Here is a 14163-nt window from a genome sequence, read left to right as displayed (position 1 = left end):
AACCTCAACAAACAGCAAGGGCCCGGTTCACTGAACCGAGCCCTTGTTTTATTGCGCAGAATTACTTCTGGTAGACGATTTCGACGCCTTCGTCGTCATCTTCATCCCAGTCATCATCCCAATCGTCGTCCGCTTCAGCTTCCACTTCAGCGATTTGCTCACGGTGGTAATCATCCCACATGAACTCGACTTTTTCTGGCGCGCTTTCTTCGATCGCCATGGCTTTAGGTTGCGTATTGATGAAGTTCATCACGTCCCAGCACAGCGCGTTAACGCCTTCGCGGTTCGCAGCGGAGATCATGTAGTACTTACCTTCCCAGCCCATACCTTCTACGATCGCCTTGGCGCGCTCGGCGGCCTCTTCCTCGTCCAGCAGGTCAACTTTGTTGAACACCAACCAGCGTGGCTTGTGTGACAGATTCTCGCTGTACTGGTTGAGCTCGTTGATGATGACCTTGGCATTCTCTATCGGATCGGACTCGTCGATTGGCGCAATGTCCACCAGGTGCAGCAACACGCGGCAGCGCTCCAGGTGTTTCAGGAAACGGATCCCCAGGCCAGCACCTTCATGTGCGCCTTCGATCAGGCCAGGAATATCCGCCACCACGAAGCTTTGTTCATGGTCCATACGTACCACGCCCAGGCTCGGTACCAGCGTGGTGAACGGGTAGTCCGCCACTTTTGGCTTGGCGGCAGAAACCGCGCGAATGAAGGTCGACTTACCGGCGTTCGGCAGGCCCAACATGCCCACATCCGCCAGCAGCAGCAGCTCCAGCAGGATATCGCGCATCTCGCCCTTGGTACCCAACGTTTTTTGGCGCGGAGCACGGTTTACCGAGGATTTGAAACGGGTGTTGCCGAGGCCGTGCCAACCGCCTTTCGCCACCATCAGACGCTGCTGATGGCGGGTCATATCACCGAGGATCTCACCGGTGCCCTGATCCTGCACACGGGTACCGACCGGAACTTTGATTTCGACGTCTTTGCCGCGTTTACCGGTACAGTCACGGCTCTGACCATTCTGGCCACGTTCGGCACGGAAGGATTTTTCAAAGCGGTAATCGATCAGGGTATTCAGGTTTTCGTCTGCCACCAGGTAGACGTCACCTCCGTCACCGCCGTCACCGCCATCTGGCCCACCGTTCGGGATGTACTTTTCGCGGCGGAAGCTGACGCAACCATTACCGCCATCACCTGCCACGACCAGGATCGCTGCTTCATCTACAAACTTCATTTACCGTCTCCGTAACTCATTCACCGGGCCGCTTCAAAGAAGCAACCAGGTTGGTTTCTGCCCGTCGCGGCCACCAACGGTGACCAATTGCGGAAAACATGGCGCCTGCAACCACCACAAAAGCACCTACATAACCAACGACATTCAATGCCGGGGCCGTAAATACCTGTGGCCAGGCCAGCGCCAATAAATCTGAAAACAGCAGGGTAAACAGGGGAGTCAGCGTGATTAACGCACTCACCTGGGCCGCCTGCCAGCGCGCCATCGCTTCCGCCAGCGCACCATAACCAATCAGCGTGTTAGCACCACAGAACAGCAGACAGGCCAATTGCCAGCCACTGAGCTGGAAAATCACCGCTGGCTTCGCAAGCGGAAATAACGCGATCGCACATAAAGTGTACAACAAGACCAGGATCTGCGGTGAGGCCAATCGACGCAGTAATACTTTCTGCGCCACGCCATAGGTCACCCAAACCATGGCTGCACACACGCCCAACAACACACCGAGCGTGTAGTCTGTGAACTGAGTGAAGATCTCGATCAGGCTGACGTTGAAAAACAGCATCAGCCCGCAGATCAGCATCAGAGCGCCAATCACCTGAGTGATACGCATCCTTTCTTTCAGGATCAATACGCTGGCGAACATCATGCCCACCGGCGAGAGTTGGCCGATAACCTGCGAGGCCGTCGGACTCAAATATTGCAGCGAAGAGCTGAAGAAGACAAAGTTGCCCAACAACCCGGCAGTGGCGATCGCCAGCAACAGCAACCAGCGGGGTTGACGGAACATTTTCACCGGGGGTAAACGCCCGCGCACTGCCAGGATCATCCCCAGGCCGATGGCGGCAATCGTAAAGCGATACCAGACGATGGTAAACGGCTCCATCACTTCCAGCACTTCTTTCATTGCGATAGGCAGCGCGCCCCAGCAAACCGCTGTGGTGACCGCCAGAAAAATACCAACGCCAGCCTGCTGTTTTTTTTCCATCTTCTCACTGTCTGTGCGTTGTGCCGCCAGGCACAAGCAATCTATAAATGTAAAAAGCCCCGCAACGAATTGCGGGGCTTAACATCTATTTCGTAAGGCTCGAAAAATTATTCAGCTTCGATGCTGATAAATTTACGATTGCTCGGGCCTTTAACTTCGAATTTGACTTTACCGTCTTTCAAAGCAAACAGAGTGTGGTCTTTGCCGCAACCCACGTTGGTACCAGCGTGGAATTTGGTGCCGCGCTGACGAACGATGATGCTGCCTGCCAGTACTGCTTCGCCGCCAAAGCGTTTTACGCCCAGACGTTTAGCTTCTGAATCGCGACCGTTACGAGTCGAGCCGCCAGCCTTTTTGTGTGCCATTAATCCGCTCTCCTAACTTAAGCGCTGATGCCGGTGATTTTAACATCAGTGAACCACTGACGGTGACCTTGCTGCTTACGATAGTGCTTACGACGACGAAACTTAACAATCTTGATCTTTTCGCCACGACCGTGAGCAACCACTTCAGCTTTGATCTTACCGCCATCGACGAAAGGAACGCCGATTTTGATATCTTCGCCATTAGCGATCATCAGAATCTGGTCAAACTCAACCGCTTCACCAGTTGCGATGTCCAGCTTTTCCAAGCGAACGGTCTGACCTTCGCTTACTCGGTGTTGTTTACCACCACTTTGGAAAACCGCGTACATATAAAACTCCGCTTTCCGCGTGCCCAACTGTTCAGTACAGAGCGCGCTATAAATATTCACAATAGGGCGCGAATTCTACGCAATAATCCCGCATATGACAAGAGCAGATTAGGGCCAGAAGGTGAAAAAAGAAGAAAAAAAACACAGTTTCTCTCACAACGTTTATCTGCGCCGATTTTCAAGTACAATCAACAGGACAGTTACCGCCATGTACCGATGTGAGCAGCGTTCTCATCGCGGTCAACAGAAACACAGCTGAAAAAAATACAATGAACCTAGAACAAATTACTGAGTTAACCGCGCAAGATATGGCGGCCGTGAACGCAACAATTCTCGAACAGTTGAATTCTGATGTCACGCTCATCAATCAACTTGGCTATTACATTATCAGCGGTGGCGGTAAGCGCATTCGCCCGATGATCGCCGTTCTGGCGGCACGGGCCTTGCACTATCAAGGTGATAAACACATTGCCGTCGCAGCCCTGATAGAGTTCATCCATACCGCTACCCTGTTGCATGATGACGTGGTGGATGAGTCCGACATGCGCCGTGGCAAGGCGACTGCCAACGCGGCGTTTGGCAATGCTGCCAGCGTGCTAGTGGGTGATTTCATTTATACGCGTGCTTTCCAGATGATGACCAGCCTGGAATCGCTGCGCGTGCTGGCAGTCATGTCCGAAGCGGTCAACGTAATCGCCGAAGGTGAAGTGCTGCAGTTGATGAACGTCAACGATCCGAATATCAGTGAAGAAAACTATATGCGGGTCATCTACAGCAAAACCGCTCGTCTGTTTGAAGCGGCAGCCCAGTCATCAGCCATCCTCTCCGAGGCTAACCCGGCCGAAGAGCAGGCGCTGCAAGACTATGGCCGCTATCTTGGTACGGCATTCCAACTGATCGACGATCTGCTGGACTACAGTGCAGACGGCGTGACCCTGGGTAAAAATACCGGCGATGATTTGAACGAGGGCAAGCCGACGCTGCCGTTGTTACATGCGATGCATAATGGCAATGCCGAGCAATCTGCGATGATCCGTGGCGCGATTGAACAGGGGAATGGCCGCCATCTGCTGGAGCCGGTTCTGGCTACCATGCAGGAGTGTGGTTCACTCACCTATACACGTCAGCGCGCAGAAGAAGAAGCGGATAAGGCGATCGCCGCATTGCAGATTTTGCCAGACTCTCCTTATCGAACCGCACTGGAAGGATTAGCGCATCTGGCGGTTCAACGAGACTTTTAAGAAATTTAAGTTTCTTAATATTCAAACAGGCCTGTTTTACAGGCCTATTTATTTGCCTTGCTAATGAGATCCAGTAGCCCCGCAGCCCCATTCTTCGCCAGAAAACTCAATAAAACCGCGTATTCTTCTGGTTTCATACCCGTCAGATAGCTCTGCAAACGTGCCCAAGGAACGCCATCACAGGAAACGGTATAAGCCGCCGGTTCCTCTGCGGCAAGGGGATATCTCTGGGGATACAACTCGTTTTGAGTCGAGAGGGGCAGGCTGCTGATATGATACTCCTTAGTCACCCCTTGCTTGCCAAAACGCCGCTGCCATCGCCAGTTTTGCTCACGTGCTCGCTTATTGATCCCTTGCGGGGAGCTGCCCAATTCGCCCTTCTCTTTCAGTTCGTTGGCAGTAAACCACTCCTTGTCCATTCCCGCTCCTTGATCTCGGCGTTGCCTCTAACTGACTTATCAGACCTTCCAGTTGCATGAACAACTAATGCCAATGAGTTAGTTATAACATTAACCAGACCGCTGCCAATAACCAAAAATTTGGCGAAATACTCAAGAAATGTTTATCAAACAAGGAAAGGGAAACACAGAGGCGGCGCAGAAAGTAACTTGTTGGGCGCAGCATACAGCGCCCCTATGTAGCGCAGGTCAGTTGAGGAATGACTCACTGCTTATTTTTTTCAGCAATCCAGGTCAGCAGGCTATCCATACCTTCGCGCATCAAAAACGCCATCACTTTGCCACGCTCACTGTCTGAAAGTTGGTAATAGTATTCAACCCACACGGCAAGTGGGTCCTGACGCCCGGCCTCGTAGATCGCAGGCTCTTCGCGCAATACCAGCAGATTTTTGACGCCGGTTGGCAAGCTGTCGATATGATATTCCAGCGCCTTGCCTTGCACGCCTTTGCGGCGACGGCTGAGCCAATTTTCGCGCCGGGCCATCAGATTGATTCCCTGTGTAGAGGACGGTAATCCTGCGATGCCTATCAGCTCCTTGGCAGCAAACCACTCGTTTTTCATAGCCATGATCTCGGGACAATAGTGTGGCAAGACAAATTTTTCAGAAACCATAAGGTATTTTTGGGAAACTTGGTGGTATCCTAGTTTCTGAATAAACGCTTCACGTTGTTCAAACGATTAATACTGACCTGTTAGTTATACCACTAACAGAACTTTCTCTAATCAAAAAAGGAATGAAAATATGAATTCACGGGACCCAGATTGGCATCCAGCAGACGTCATCGCGGCTTTGAAGAAGAGAGGTACCACTCTGGCAGCGGTTTCACGGGGGGCAGGGCTAAGTTCATCGACGTTGGCCAACGCGCTGTCACGTCCTTGGCCCAAGGGAGAGTGGTTGATTGCTGATGCACTGAACGTACATCCGGCAGAGATCTGGCCGAGCAGGTATTTTGATCCGCTTACCCATCATCTGCGAGATCGGAAAAGTCGAATCAAATCATGATAAACATAAGAAAGCCGCCGGATTCGGCCCGGCGGCTTATCAAAACATCACATACTGAGGGATCAGTTGTTGATAAACTTCTCGCCCAGTTCGATATCTTTGTGCAGTACGTCCAGCATTTCGCTCAGCGCTTTTTGCTCGAAGGCGCTCAGGGTACCGATGTCTTTACGCTCTTCGATACCATTTTTACCCAGTAGCAGTGGCTGTGCAAAGAAGCGGGCATATTTGCCATCCCCTTCAACATAGGCACATTCCACTACGCCTTTCTCACCGCTCAACGCACGCACCAGAGAGAGGCCAAAACGTGCAGCAGCCTGGCCCATAGACAAGGTTGCAGAGCCGCCACCGGCTTTGGCTTCAACCACTTCGGTACCCGCGTTCTGGATACGTTTGGTCAAATCAGCCACTTCCTGATCGCTAAAGCTTACGCCTGGGATCTGCGACAGCAGAGGCAAGATGGTCACGCCTGAGTGGCCGCCAATCACCGGTACGTTCAGTTCTTCCGGTTGTTTGCCTTTCAGTTCCGCGACGAAGGTGTTGGAACGGATGATGTCCAGCGATGTGATGCCAAACAGTTTGTTTTTGTCGTACACACCCGCTTTCTTCAACACTTCTGCCGCAATGGCCACCGTGGTATTCACCGGGTTGGTGATGATACCGATGCAGGCTTTCGGGCAGGTTTTGGCCACTTGCTCAATCAGGTTACGTACGATGCCAGCGTTAACGTTGAACAGATCGGAACGATCCATCCCTGGTTTACGCGCAACGCCAGCAGAAATCAGCACCACGTCCGCACCGTGCAGCGCAGGGGTTGCATCTTCGCCACTGAAGCCTTTGATTTTAACTGCGGTTGGGATGTGGCTTAAGTCAACGGCAACGCCTGGGGTAACAGGGGCAATGTCGTAGAGGGAGAGTTCAGAACCTGAAGGAAGCTGGGTCTTGAGTAGAAGGGCGAGGGCCTGGCCAATACCGCCAGCAGCACCGAGAACTGCAACTTTCATCCTATACTCCTTTATTGTCTTAAATATAAAAGCGCCGTGAATTCTTTGGTCACGGACCTTAATTTATCACGCCTTTAAAAACAACCTCTTAACAGTCGGTTTTAGATCTGGCGCAATAAAATGGCCGATGTTGCGAGCATTTTAAAGTAAATAGCTTATGCATTAAGGGCATAGCGCACACTAATCGAAAATAGTGCCAAGCTTTTCACGATCGCGTTAACCGGCGGTTACATTACACCCTTACGTAACATCAGAACAACATCATTTTAATAACATTTTCGTTACCGGAGAGCTGACTCGCTTCCCGCACCGAAAGGGCATATTCATGAGCAACGGATTTTGTTAAAATCGCGCTCTTGCCTTTCTGTCTGGGCATTTTTGATTTTCCAGACGGCCCCCATATTGCATAAAAATGCATTTATATGCATAATAATCAACTCTATTACCAACATTCCACGGTGCAAAATGCGTAATCCCGCAAAGCAGGAAGATCTGATCAAGGCGTTTAAGGCGTTATTGAAAGAAGAAAAATTCAGTTCTCAAGGCGAGATCGTTTTGGCGCTGCAAGAAGAAGGCTTCGAGAACATTAACCAGTCCAAGGTATCGCGCATGCTGACCAAGTTCGGAGCGGTACGCACGCGTAATGCAAAAATGGAAATGGTGTACTGCCTCCCGGCCGAACTTGGTGTCCCAACCACCACCAGCCCGCTCAAGAATCTGGTGCTGGACGTGGACCATAACGACGCGGTGGTGGTGATCCATACCAGCCCTGGTGCGGCGCAGCTGATTGCCCGCCTGTTGGACTCACTGGGCAAATCCGAAGGGATCCTGGGCACCATTGCCGGTGACGACACCATTTTTGTCACTCCGGCCAGTTCATTTACCGCACGCCAACTGTTTGAAGCCATTCTCTCCTTGTTCGAACAGGAACTTTGATGCATTCAGCGCAGCCTGCGGCTCTCCGTCGCGGGCCGCTCATCCTTTATTAACCCTTCATTTACTTCTTCCGCGCTGCCTACCACGTTTAAATCTTCGAAAAAGCCGACCTGCAGCACATATCAATGACATTTTTATGTAGCTAGCGATAGTGACTGGAAGTTTCCGCACTTTTAGTTAAAAGCACTTAGCTCATTGAAATTACAAAAATTTAACATCAAAAGTGTATTTTATCGCCGCTTTTTATTCCATTAGGTTATTAAAAGTAACGTTCACCCTAATAAAGTTTCACTAGAAACTGTTAGTCAGCTATTAATTTTTACCGTTACTAGATGTATACTCATTTTCGTGACGTAAATCACAGTTCATCGGAACTGATAAAAGAATACGAAGAGGATAAATCATGAAAATTAAAACTACCGTAGCAACAATTAGCCTGCTGTCCATGCTGTCTTTCGGTGCATTCGCAGCACAATCCATTGATGCCTCACAGGCTGAAAAACTGCAGTCTGCCGGTACCATCACCGTGAGCGGCGTCGGTGCAGCACCTTCTGATATCCGTCAGGCGCTGTCTGCCAAAGCCGATGCCCAAGGCGCGACCGCTTACCGCGTGATCGAAGCTCGTAACGAAGGCAACTACCACGCTACTGCCGAGATTTACAAATAAGTACAAGATGTGATGTGAGCATTGCACGACAACTCTCTGGTAAAAAACAAGCAGATAACCGCCTTCAAGTATAAAAAACGCTGTAAAGCCCTTCCAGGCCGTTATCTCTGAACGATTAAGGATCGAAGTATCATGAACATGAAAACTACTCTCGTTGCACTTAGCCTGCTGTCTGCCGTTTCTTTCGGTGCTTCTGCGGCTAACCTGGTCACTGATGCCCAAGCCAGCAATCTGCAGTCCGTCGGCACCATTACCGCTAGCGGCGTGAGTGGCGCACCTTCTGATATCCGTCAGGCGCTGTCTGATAAAGCGGACCAGCAAGGGGCCAAAGCCTACCGTGTGATCGAAGCCTATGAAAATGGTAACTGGCACGCAACGGCTGAAATCTACAAGTAAAAAACCGAGGCCGCGTTTACTGAACTGACTACCCTCGTCACTGCCACTGCCGAGTTCTCAGGTAAACGCTAGTACCTTGGAAATTATCGTCGTCCTATCCGACGAACCCCATTGCCCTCGCTCGCGAGGGCTTTTTTATGGGCGTAAAAAAGGCCGCATCAGCGGCCTCATATTGCTAGGGTCGCCGCATGCGGCGCCCGTTTAGCTAAACGTCAGTAGGTTTCTTTCGGTTCGGCCTTGTTAGCCAGCCCTGCCAGTAGTTTGTCATGAATGCCGCCAAACCCGCCGTTGCTCATCACCAGAATATGGTCACCCGGCTGCGCGGTTTTCACAATCATCTCCACCAGCGTATCCAGATCGGCACTCCAGTGCGCGGGCTGGACGCAAGCTTCGGCAACTTCCGCTACCTGCCAAGGAATGTGGTGAGGCTGGAACAGGAACACTTCGTCGGCACGGCCAAGTGAGGGCGCCAGATCGTTTTTGCTGATCCCCATTTTCATGGTGTTTGAGCGAGGCTCCAGCACGGCCAGGATGCGTGCGGTGCCGCCCACTTTGCCACGCAGTGCCGCCAAGGTAGCCAAGATGGCGGTCGGATGATGGGCAAAGTCGTCATACACCGTGACGCCATTGGCTTCACCACGCAATTCCAGACGGCGGCGGGCATTGATAAAGTCACCCAGCGCTCGACAAGCATCGGCTGGCTGCACGCCAACATGGCGGGTGGCGGCGATCGCCATCAGGCCGTTATGCATGTTGTGTTCGCCCACCAGCGCCCAGTTAACCTCACCCACCTTCTCGCCGTTGAGGAACACTTCGTAATGGCTGGCATCTGTCGTCAGTTTGTGTGCACGCCACGCGCCCCCTTCCCCGACCCATTCCTGTTCGCTCCAGCATCCCATCGCCATCACCTGTTTCAGATGGGTATCGTTTTCCGGCAGGATGATCTTGCCTTGGCCCGGCACCAGGCGCACCAGGTGGTGGAACTGTTTCTGGATGGCTTTCAGATCGTCAAAGATATCGGCATGATCGAACTCGAGGTTGTTCATGATCAACGTGCGTGGGCAGTAATGAACGAACTTGGAGCGTTTGTCGAAGAAGGCACAGTCATACTCATCGGCTTCGATGACAAAGAACGGGCTGCCGCCAAGACGGGCCGAGACTTCAAAATTACCCGGTACGCCGCCGATCACGAAACCCGGCTGATAGCCGCAGGCTTCCAGGATCCAGGTCGCCATCCCGGCAGTGGTGGTTTTACCGTGTGTTCCCGCTACCGCCAGCACCCAGCGATCGCGCAGGACATAATCATGCAACCACTGAGGACCAGACATGTAAGGAATGCTCTGTTCCAATACCGCTTCTACGCACGGATTACCACGGCTCATGGCATTGCCGATAATCACCAGATCCGGAGCCGGATCCAACTGGGCAGGATCGTAACCCTGGATCAGATCGATCCCCTGCTTTTCCAGTAAGGTGCTCATCGGAGGATAGACGTTGGCATCTGAACCGGTCACCTCGTGCCCCAGTGAACGAGCCAACATGGCTAGCCCACCCATAAAGGTGCCGCAGATCCCAAGAATATGTATGCGCATTAGGTTTCTCATTTTAGTGCATCGATTTACTGCCTATTCTAGCGCTCAGAATCGCTCAGAAGAAATGGATTTGCCTATGAATCGCAAGTTGCTTTGGGCTACACTGCTGACGAAAACGTTGGCGGTATGTTAACAAGCCGCTATCCATCCGTAGATTCAGGGATTGTGTCATGAAAACGTTAGGCGAATTTATCGTCGAGAAACAACACGACTTCTCTCACGCCACCGGTGAGCTGACCTCATTGCTTTCTGCCATCAAACTGGGTGCCAAGATCATTCACCGTGATATCAACAAAGCGGGTTTAGTTGATATCTTGGGGACTAACGGCATTTCAAACGTTCAGGGCGAAGTTCAGATGAAGCTGGACCTGTTCGCGAACGAAAAGCTGAAAGCCGCGTTGAAGGCTCGTGGTGAAGTTGCGGGCATCGCTTCGGAAGAAGAAGACGAGATCGTGATTTTCGACGGCGAGCGAGCTGAGAATGGCAAGTATGTGGTGCTAATGGATCCGTTGGACGGCTCGTCCAACATTGATGTGAACGTCTCGGTCGGGACGATCTTCTCTATCTATCGCCGCATCACCCCGATTGGCACGCCAGTCACCGAAGAAGATTTCCTGCAGCCTGGCCATGCACAGGTAGCGGCCGGATATGTGGTTTATGGCTCCTCCACCATGCTGGTTTACACCACCGGTTATGGCGTACATGCCTTCACCTACGATCCGTCTCTGGGGGTGTTCTGCCTCTCCCACGAGAAAGTGCGCTTCCCGGAAAAAGCCAATATGTATTCCATCAACGAAGGTAACTACATCAAGTTCCCGCTCGGGGTGAAGAAATACATCAAATACTGCCAAGAGCAGGATGAAGCCACCCAGCGCCCTTATACCTCACGCTATATCGGTTCACTGGTTGCCGACTTCCACCGTAACCTGCTCAAAGGCGGCATCTATATCTACCCAAGCACCGCCAGCCACCCACAGGGCAAGCTGCGTCTGCTGTATGAATGCAACCCGATGGCGTTCCTGGCTGAACAGGCCGGGGGTAAAGCCAGCGATGGCAAAAACCGCATTCTGGATATCGTGCCGCAACAACTGCACCAACGTGCGCCATTCTTCGTCGGCACCAAATCGATGGTAGAAGACGCCGAACGCTTTATTGCTGATTTCCCGGACCAGTAACGCTATAAAAGGGGCGGCATGCCGCCCCTTCACATCACAGTTTGAACACAGCCATACTCTGTGCCAATAGCTGCGCCTGCTCTTCCAAAGAGCGAGTTGCCGCCGCTGACTCTTCCACCAGCGCCGCATTCTGTTGTGCCACCTGATCCATTTGCACTACCGCCTGGTTGACCTGTTCGATACCACTGCTTTGCTCGCGAGTGGCCGCAGAGATTTCACGCATCAGCGCCGTGACGCGCCCGACTTCCCCGGTTATTCCGTTCATGGTCTTCGCCGCCGTAGCCGCCATCTGTTCACCTTCCCGCACGCGGTGTTGTGACACTTCGATCAGCCCTTTGATCTCTTTTGCCGATTGCGCACTACGTTGGGCCAGGCTGCGTACCTCACCGGCCACCACAGCAAAACCTCGACCTTGCTCACCAGCACGTGCCGCCTCTACCGCCGCGTTAAGCGCCAGAATATTGGTCTGGAAGGAGATACCGTCCATCACGCTGATGATGTCGGCAATCCGTCGGGAGCTATCGGTAATGGCCTGCATCTTGTTCATCACCTGGCTGACCACGTCACTGCCCTGCTCGGCAATATCGGAGACGCTCATTGCCAACTGGTTAGCCTGTTCACAGTTTTCAGCATTCATTTTCACCGTAGAGGTCAACTGCTCCATGCTGGCTGCGGTTTGCTCCAGCGAAGCGGCCGATTCCTCCGTACGCTGCGCCAGATGAAGGTTACCCGCAGCCAACTCGCGGGAGCCGGTATCGATCTGGCTGCTGGCATCGCGGACCTTACTGACCGACATCACCAGCGACTGCTGCATACGCTGCATGGCACTCACCAAGCGCCCCATTTCGGTATCACCTTCACCGCTGATTTCGTGGGTCAGATCTCCGGCGGCGATATGCTCCAATTGGACGATCGACTCATCTAACGGGCGCAGCAAGATCACACACATAGCAAACCAGGCCAACACCGCCAGTAACACGCTGAGTAGCCCAGCCGCAACGATCAGGATAATCTTGGTGCTGGCATTACTTTCTGCCTCATGCGCATGCTGCTGGCCAATCTCCATGGCAAACGCGCGGAACTCACTGAGGTCGGCTTCAAAAGCAATGCTCAGCTTAGAGATATGATTTTCTTGAATGGCGTAATAGTCATCCAACTTCCCCGCCTTTATCGCTGCCGCCATGGGCGCAATACCTTGCTCCAGATAGGCGCGATAGCTCTCCTGCATCCGCATTGAGAATTGGCGACCCCGTTCGGTCACCGTTCCCACGTCGACAAAGCGCGCCATTTCCTTTTTCGACTGTTCCAGATAGCCATAAATACGCCCCACCGAGGCGTCAGCAACCTCAATTTGACCAATCTCGCGCTGGCGTACTGCAAGCGAGGCCGCCGTTCTGGCCCGTAGCGCCAGGTTGGAACTGTTGGCCAACGAACCCAGTTCTTCCCCCAGGATCTGGTTCAGAGTCTGTAGCGAGCGTGTTCCGTCGTTAATGGCTTTAACCCCGATGATACTGACAACAATCAACAGCAACGTCATCAGGCTCAACAGGGCAATCAGCCCGGCCTTAACGGTGATCTTCTTTAACATGAGTGTTTCCCGGCTTTAGAAAAAAGTAGCTTCAGATGTAGAGGAGGCAAGAAGGCAGGCTCAGCTAGCTGCTGGACCGTTATTATTTGAGGAAGTTATCGGCAGCCGGGGAGTAAACTTCAATCATTAAGGGATTAATCTGGAAAAGTTGCTGTTATCGACCAGGCAGCAGCTCAATGATGAAAAGGGCGGGAAATCACAAAAGACTCCGCTATAATAGCCGCCACTCCATTTCTGGTTTGATTAAAGGAAACCGACATGAGCTTGAACCTGGTCCCTGCTGGCAAAGACCTGCCAGAAGACATCTACGTAGTTATCGAAATCCCGGCTAACGCCGATCCAATCAAATACGAAATCGACAAGGAAACCGGCTCGCTGTTCGTTGACCGTTTCATGTCCACGGCGATGTTCTACCCGTGCAACTACGGTTACATCAACCACACCCTGTCACTGGATGGTGATCCGGTAGACGTGTTGGTGCCGACCCCATACCCACTGCAACCAGGCTCTGTGATCCGCTGCCGCCCAGTTGGCGTGCTGAAAATGACCGACGAAGCCGGTGAAGATGCCAAACTGATTGCCGTACCGCACAGCAAACTGACCAAAGAGTACGATCACATTAAAGATGTGAACGACCTGCCAGAACTGCTGAAAGCGCAGATCAGCCACTTCTTTGAACACTACAAAGATCTGGAAAAAGGCAAATGGGTCAAAGTAGAAGGTTGGGCAGACGCTGCCGCAGCCAAAGCTGAGATCGTTGCCTCTTTCGAGCGCGCCAAGAAGTAAGTCTCGCCCGAACTGATAAAAAAACACCGCCCAAATGAGCGGTGTTTTTTTTACTGCTTTTCGTCAAGACGCTTCAGCCAGTCACCGCTTTCAATCCGCGGGAAACCGTCCACGCTGTGTCTATACAGGTAGATCCACGCACTGCCATAAGGCGTACGGATCAGCTCGCGCTTGTAGTCTTTGGTATTACTTTTCAACTCGTCCAGCTCGGCCAGAATCGATGAGTTAATACGATACACTTCGCAGTGTACCGTGCCCTCTCCAGGGATCGCCGCCGGGTAGTGGCCCAGATTATACAGCTGGTAGCCTTCTAACTCATGTTCACCCAACCATTGGGCGTTGGTCATCCAATGGCTGTTTCCCTGTTTGCGTCGTAAACTGCCGTAGACAATTATTCGCATAG

At 52.3% G+C, this 14163-nt stretch carries 17 protein-coding genes; 7 read left to right on the top strand and 10 right to left on the bottom strand.

What is annotated here, in order from left to right; genetic code table 11:
* Window positions 1-61: 61 nt before the first annotated feature.
* The 4 genes from cgtA to rplU all read right to left on the bottom strand — a co-directional run bounded on the left by cgtA (window position 62) and on the right by rplU (window position 2916).
* Window positions 62-1234: an Obg family GTPase CgtA gene (gene cgtA / locus JHD74_RS18870; RefSeq protein ID WP_024529080.1), complete on the bottom strand. Its 1173-nt coding sequence runs from the start codon at window positions 1232-1234 to the stop codon at window positions 62-64.
* A 16-nt stretch (window positions 1235-1250) separates the two neighbouring features.
* Window positions 1251-2222, bottom strand: coding sequence for a DMT family transporter (locus JHD74_RS18865; protein WP_021807524.1), 972 nt, complete (start codon window positions 2220-2222; stop codon window positions 1251-1253).
* 107 nt (window positions 2223-2329) lie between these two features.
* A complete protein-coding gene (rpmA, locus tag JHD74_RS18860; protein ID WP_004933559.1) occupies window positions 2330-2587 on the bottom strand; it encodes a 50S ribosomal protein L27 in 258 nt (85 codons plus the stop codon).
* A 17-nt stretch (window positions 2588-2604) separates the two neighbouring features.
* Window positions 2605-2916 carry a 50S ribosomal protein L21 gene (gene rplU / locus JHD74_RS18855; RefSeq protein WP_004955927.1) on the bottom strand — a complete coding sequence of 104 codons (312 nt, stop codon included), beginning with the start codon at window positions 2914-2916 and terminating at the stop codon, window positions 2605-2607.
* A gap of 269 nt (window positions 2917-3185) precedes the next feature.
* Between rplU and ispB the strand changes: the two genes are divergently transcribed.
* Window positions 3186-4157 carry an octaprenyl diphosphate synthase gene (gene ispB, locus JHD74_RS18850; RefSeq protein WP_021807527.1) on the top strand — a complete coding sequence of 324 codons (972 nt, stop codon included), beginning with the start codon at window positions 3186-3188 and terminating at the stop codon, window positions 4155-4157.
* A 44-nt stretch (window positions 4158-4201) separates the two neighbouring features.
* Here the strand turns inward: ispB and JHD74_RS18845 are convergent, their stop codons facing one another.
* A complete protein-coding gene (locus JHD74_RS18845; protein WP_199063286.1) occupies window positions 4202-4576 on the bottom strand; it encodes a DNA-binding protein in 375 nt (124 codons plus the stop codon).
* A 244-nt stretch (window positions 4577-4820) separates the two neighbouring features.
* The gene (locus JHD74_RS18840) at window positions 4821-5177 is read right to left on the bottom strand and encodes a DNA-binding protein (protein ID WP_024529083.1); all 357 of its coding nucleotides are present in this window, start codon (window positions 5175-5177) and stop codon (window positions 4821-4823) included.
* Window positions 5178-5358: 181 nt separating this feature from the next.
* Here JHD74_RS18840 and JHD74_RS18835 point away from each other — a divergent pair, with 181 nt between their 5' ends.
* Entirely contained in the window at window positions 5359-5619 is a 261-nt protein-coding gene (locus tag JHD74_RS18835; RefSeq protein ID WP_071783710.1) for a helix-turn-helix transcriptional regulator, read from the top strand.
* Between the two features lie 62 nt (window positions 5620-5681).
* Here JHD74_RS18835 and mdh read toward each other — a convergent pair whose 3' ends face one another.
* Window positions 5682-6620 carry a malate dehydrogenase gene (mdh, locus tag JHD74_RS18830; RefSeq protein WP_021179035.1) on the bottom strand — a complete coding sequence of 313 codons (939 nt, stop codon included), beginning with the start codon at window positions 6618-6620 and terminating at the stop codon, window positions 5682-5684.
* A gap of 465 nt (window positions 6621-7085) precedes the next feature.
* On the opposite strand from mdh, the gene argR reads away from it, so the two are divergent.
* The 3 genes from argR to yhcN (JHD74_RS18815) all read left to right on the top strand — a co-directional run bounded on the left by argR (window position 7086) and on the right by yhcN (JHD74_RS18815) (window position 8619).
* Entirely contained in the window at window positions 7086-7556 is a 471-nt protein-coding gene (argR, locus tag JHD74_RS18825) for a transcriptional regulator ArgR (protein ID WP_021179033.1), read from the top strand.
* 403 nt (window positions 7557-7959) lie between these two features.
* A complete protein-coding gene (yhcN, locus tag JHD74_RS18820; protein ID WP_021807531.1) occupies window positions 7960-8223 on the top strand; it encodes a peroxide/acid stress response protein YhcN in 264 nt (87 codons plus the stop codon).
* A gap of 132 nt (window positions 8224-8355) precedes the next feature.
* Window positions 8356-8619, top strand: a complete 264-nt coding sequence (gene yhcN, locus JHD74_RS18815) for a peroxide/acid stress response protein YhcN (RefSeq protein ID WP_199063285.1) — start codon at window positions 8356-8358, stop codon at window positions 8617-8619.
* A gap of 212 nt (window positions 8620-8831) precedes the next feature.
* Here the strand turns inward: yhcN (JHD74_RS18815) and mpl are convergent, their stop codons facing one another.
* Window positions 8832-10211: a UDP-N-acetylmuramate:L-alanyl-gamma-D-glutamyl-meso-diaminopimelate ligase gene (mpl, locus tag JHD74_RS18810; protein WP_074031606.1), complete on the bottom strand. Its 1380-nt coding sequence runs from the start codon at window positions 10209-10211 to the stop codon at window positions 8832-8834.
* A gap of 170 nt (window positions 10212-10381) precedes the next feature.
* Here mpl and fbp point away from each other — a divergent pair, with 170 nt between their 5' ends.
* The gene (gene fbp, locus JHD74_RS18805) at window positions 10382-11386 is read left to right on the top strand and encodes a class 1 fructose-bisphosphatase (RefSeq protein WP_029711176.1); all 1005 of its coding nucleotides are present in this window, start codon (window positions 10382-10384) and stop codon (window positions 11384-11386) included.
* A 34-nt stretch (window positions 11387-11420) separates the two neighbouring features.
* Here the strand turns inward: fbp and JHD74_RS18800 are convergent, their stop codons facing one another.
* A complete protein-coding gene (locus JHD74_RS18800; protein ID WP_199063284.1) occupies window positions 11421-12974 on the bottom strand; it encodes a methyl-accepting chemotaxis protein in 1554 nt (517 codons plus the stop codon).
* 258 nt (window positions 12975-13232) lie between these two features.
* Between JHD74_RS18800 and ppa the strand changes: the two genes are divergently transcribed.
* Window positions 13233-13760, top strand: coding sequence for an inorganic diphosphatase (gene ppa / locus JHD74_RS18795; protein WP_021179028.1), 528 nt, complete (start codon window positions 13233-13235; stop codon window positions 13758-13760).
* A 50-nt stretch (window positions 13761-13810) separates the two neighbouring features.
* Here ppa and JHD74_RS18790 read toward each other — a convergent pair whose 3' ends face one another.
* Window positions 13811-14161 carry a gamma-glutamylcyclotransferase gene (locus tag JHD74_RS18790; protein WP_024483355.1) on the bottom strand — a complete coding sequence of 117 codons (351 nt, stop codon included), beginning with the start codon at window positions 14159-14161 and terminating at the stop codon, window positions 13811-13813.
* Window positions 14162-14163 lie beyond the last annotated feature (2 nt).

Origin of the sequence: Serratia sp. ASV30 (assembly GCF_016428815.1) — a bacterium.
GTDB lineage: Bacteria > Pseudomonadota > Gammaproteobacteria > Enterobacterales > Enterobacteriaceae > Chania > Chania fonticola_C.
This window is presented reverse-complemented; position numbering and strand designations above follow the sequence as displayed.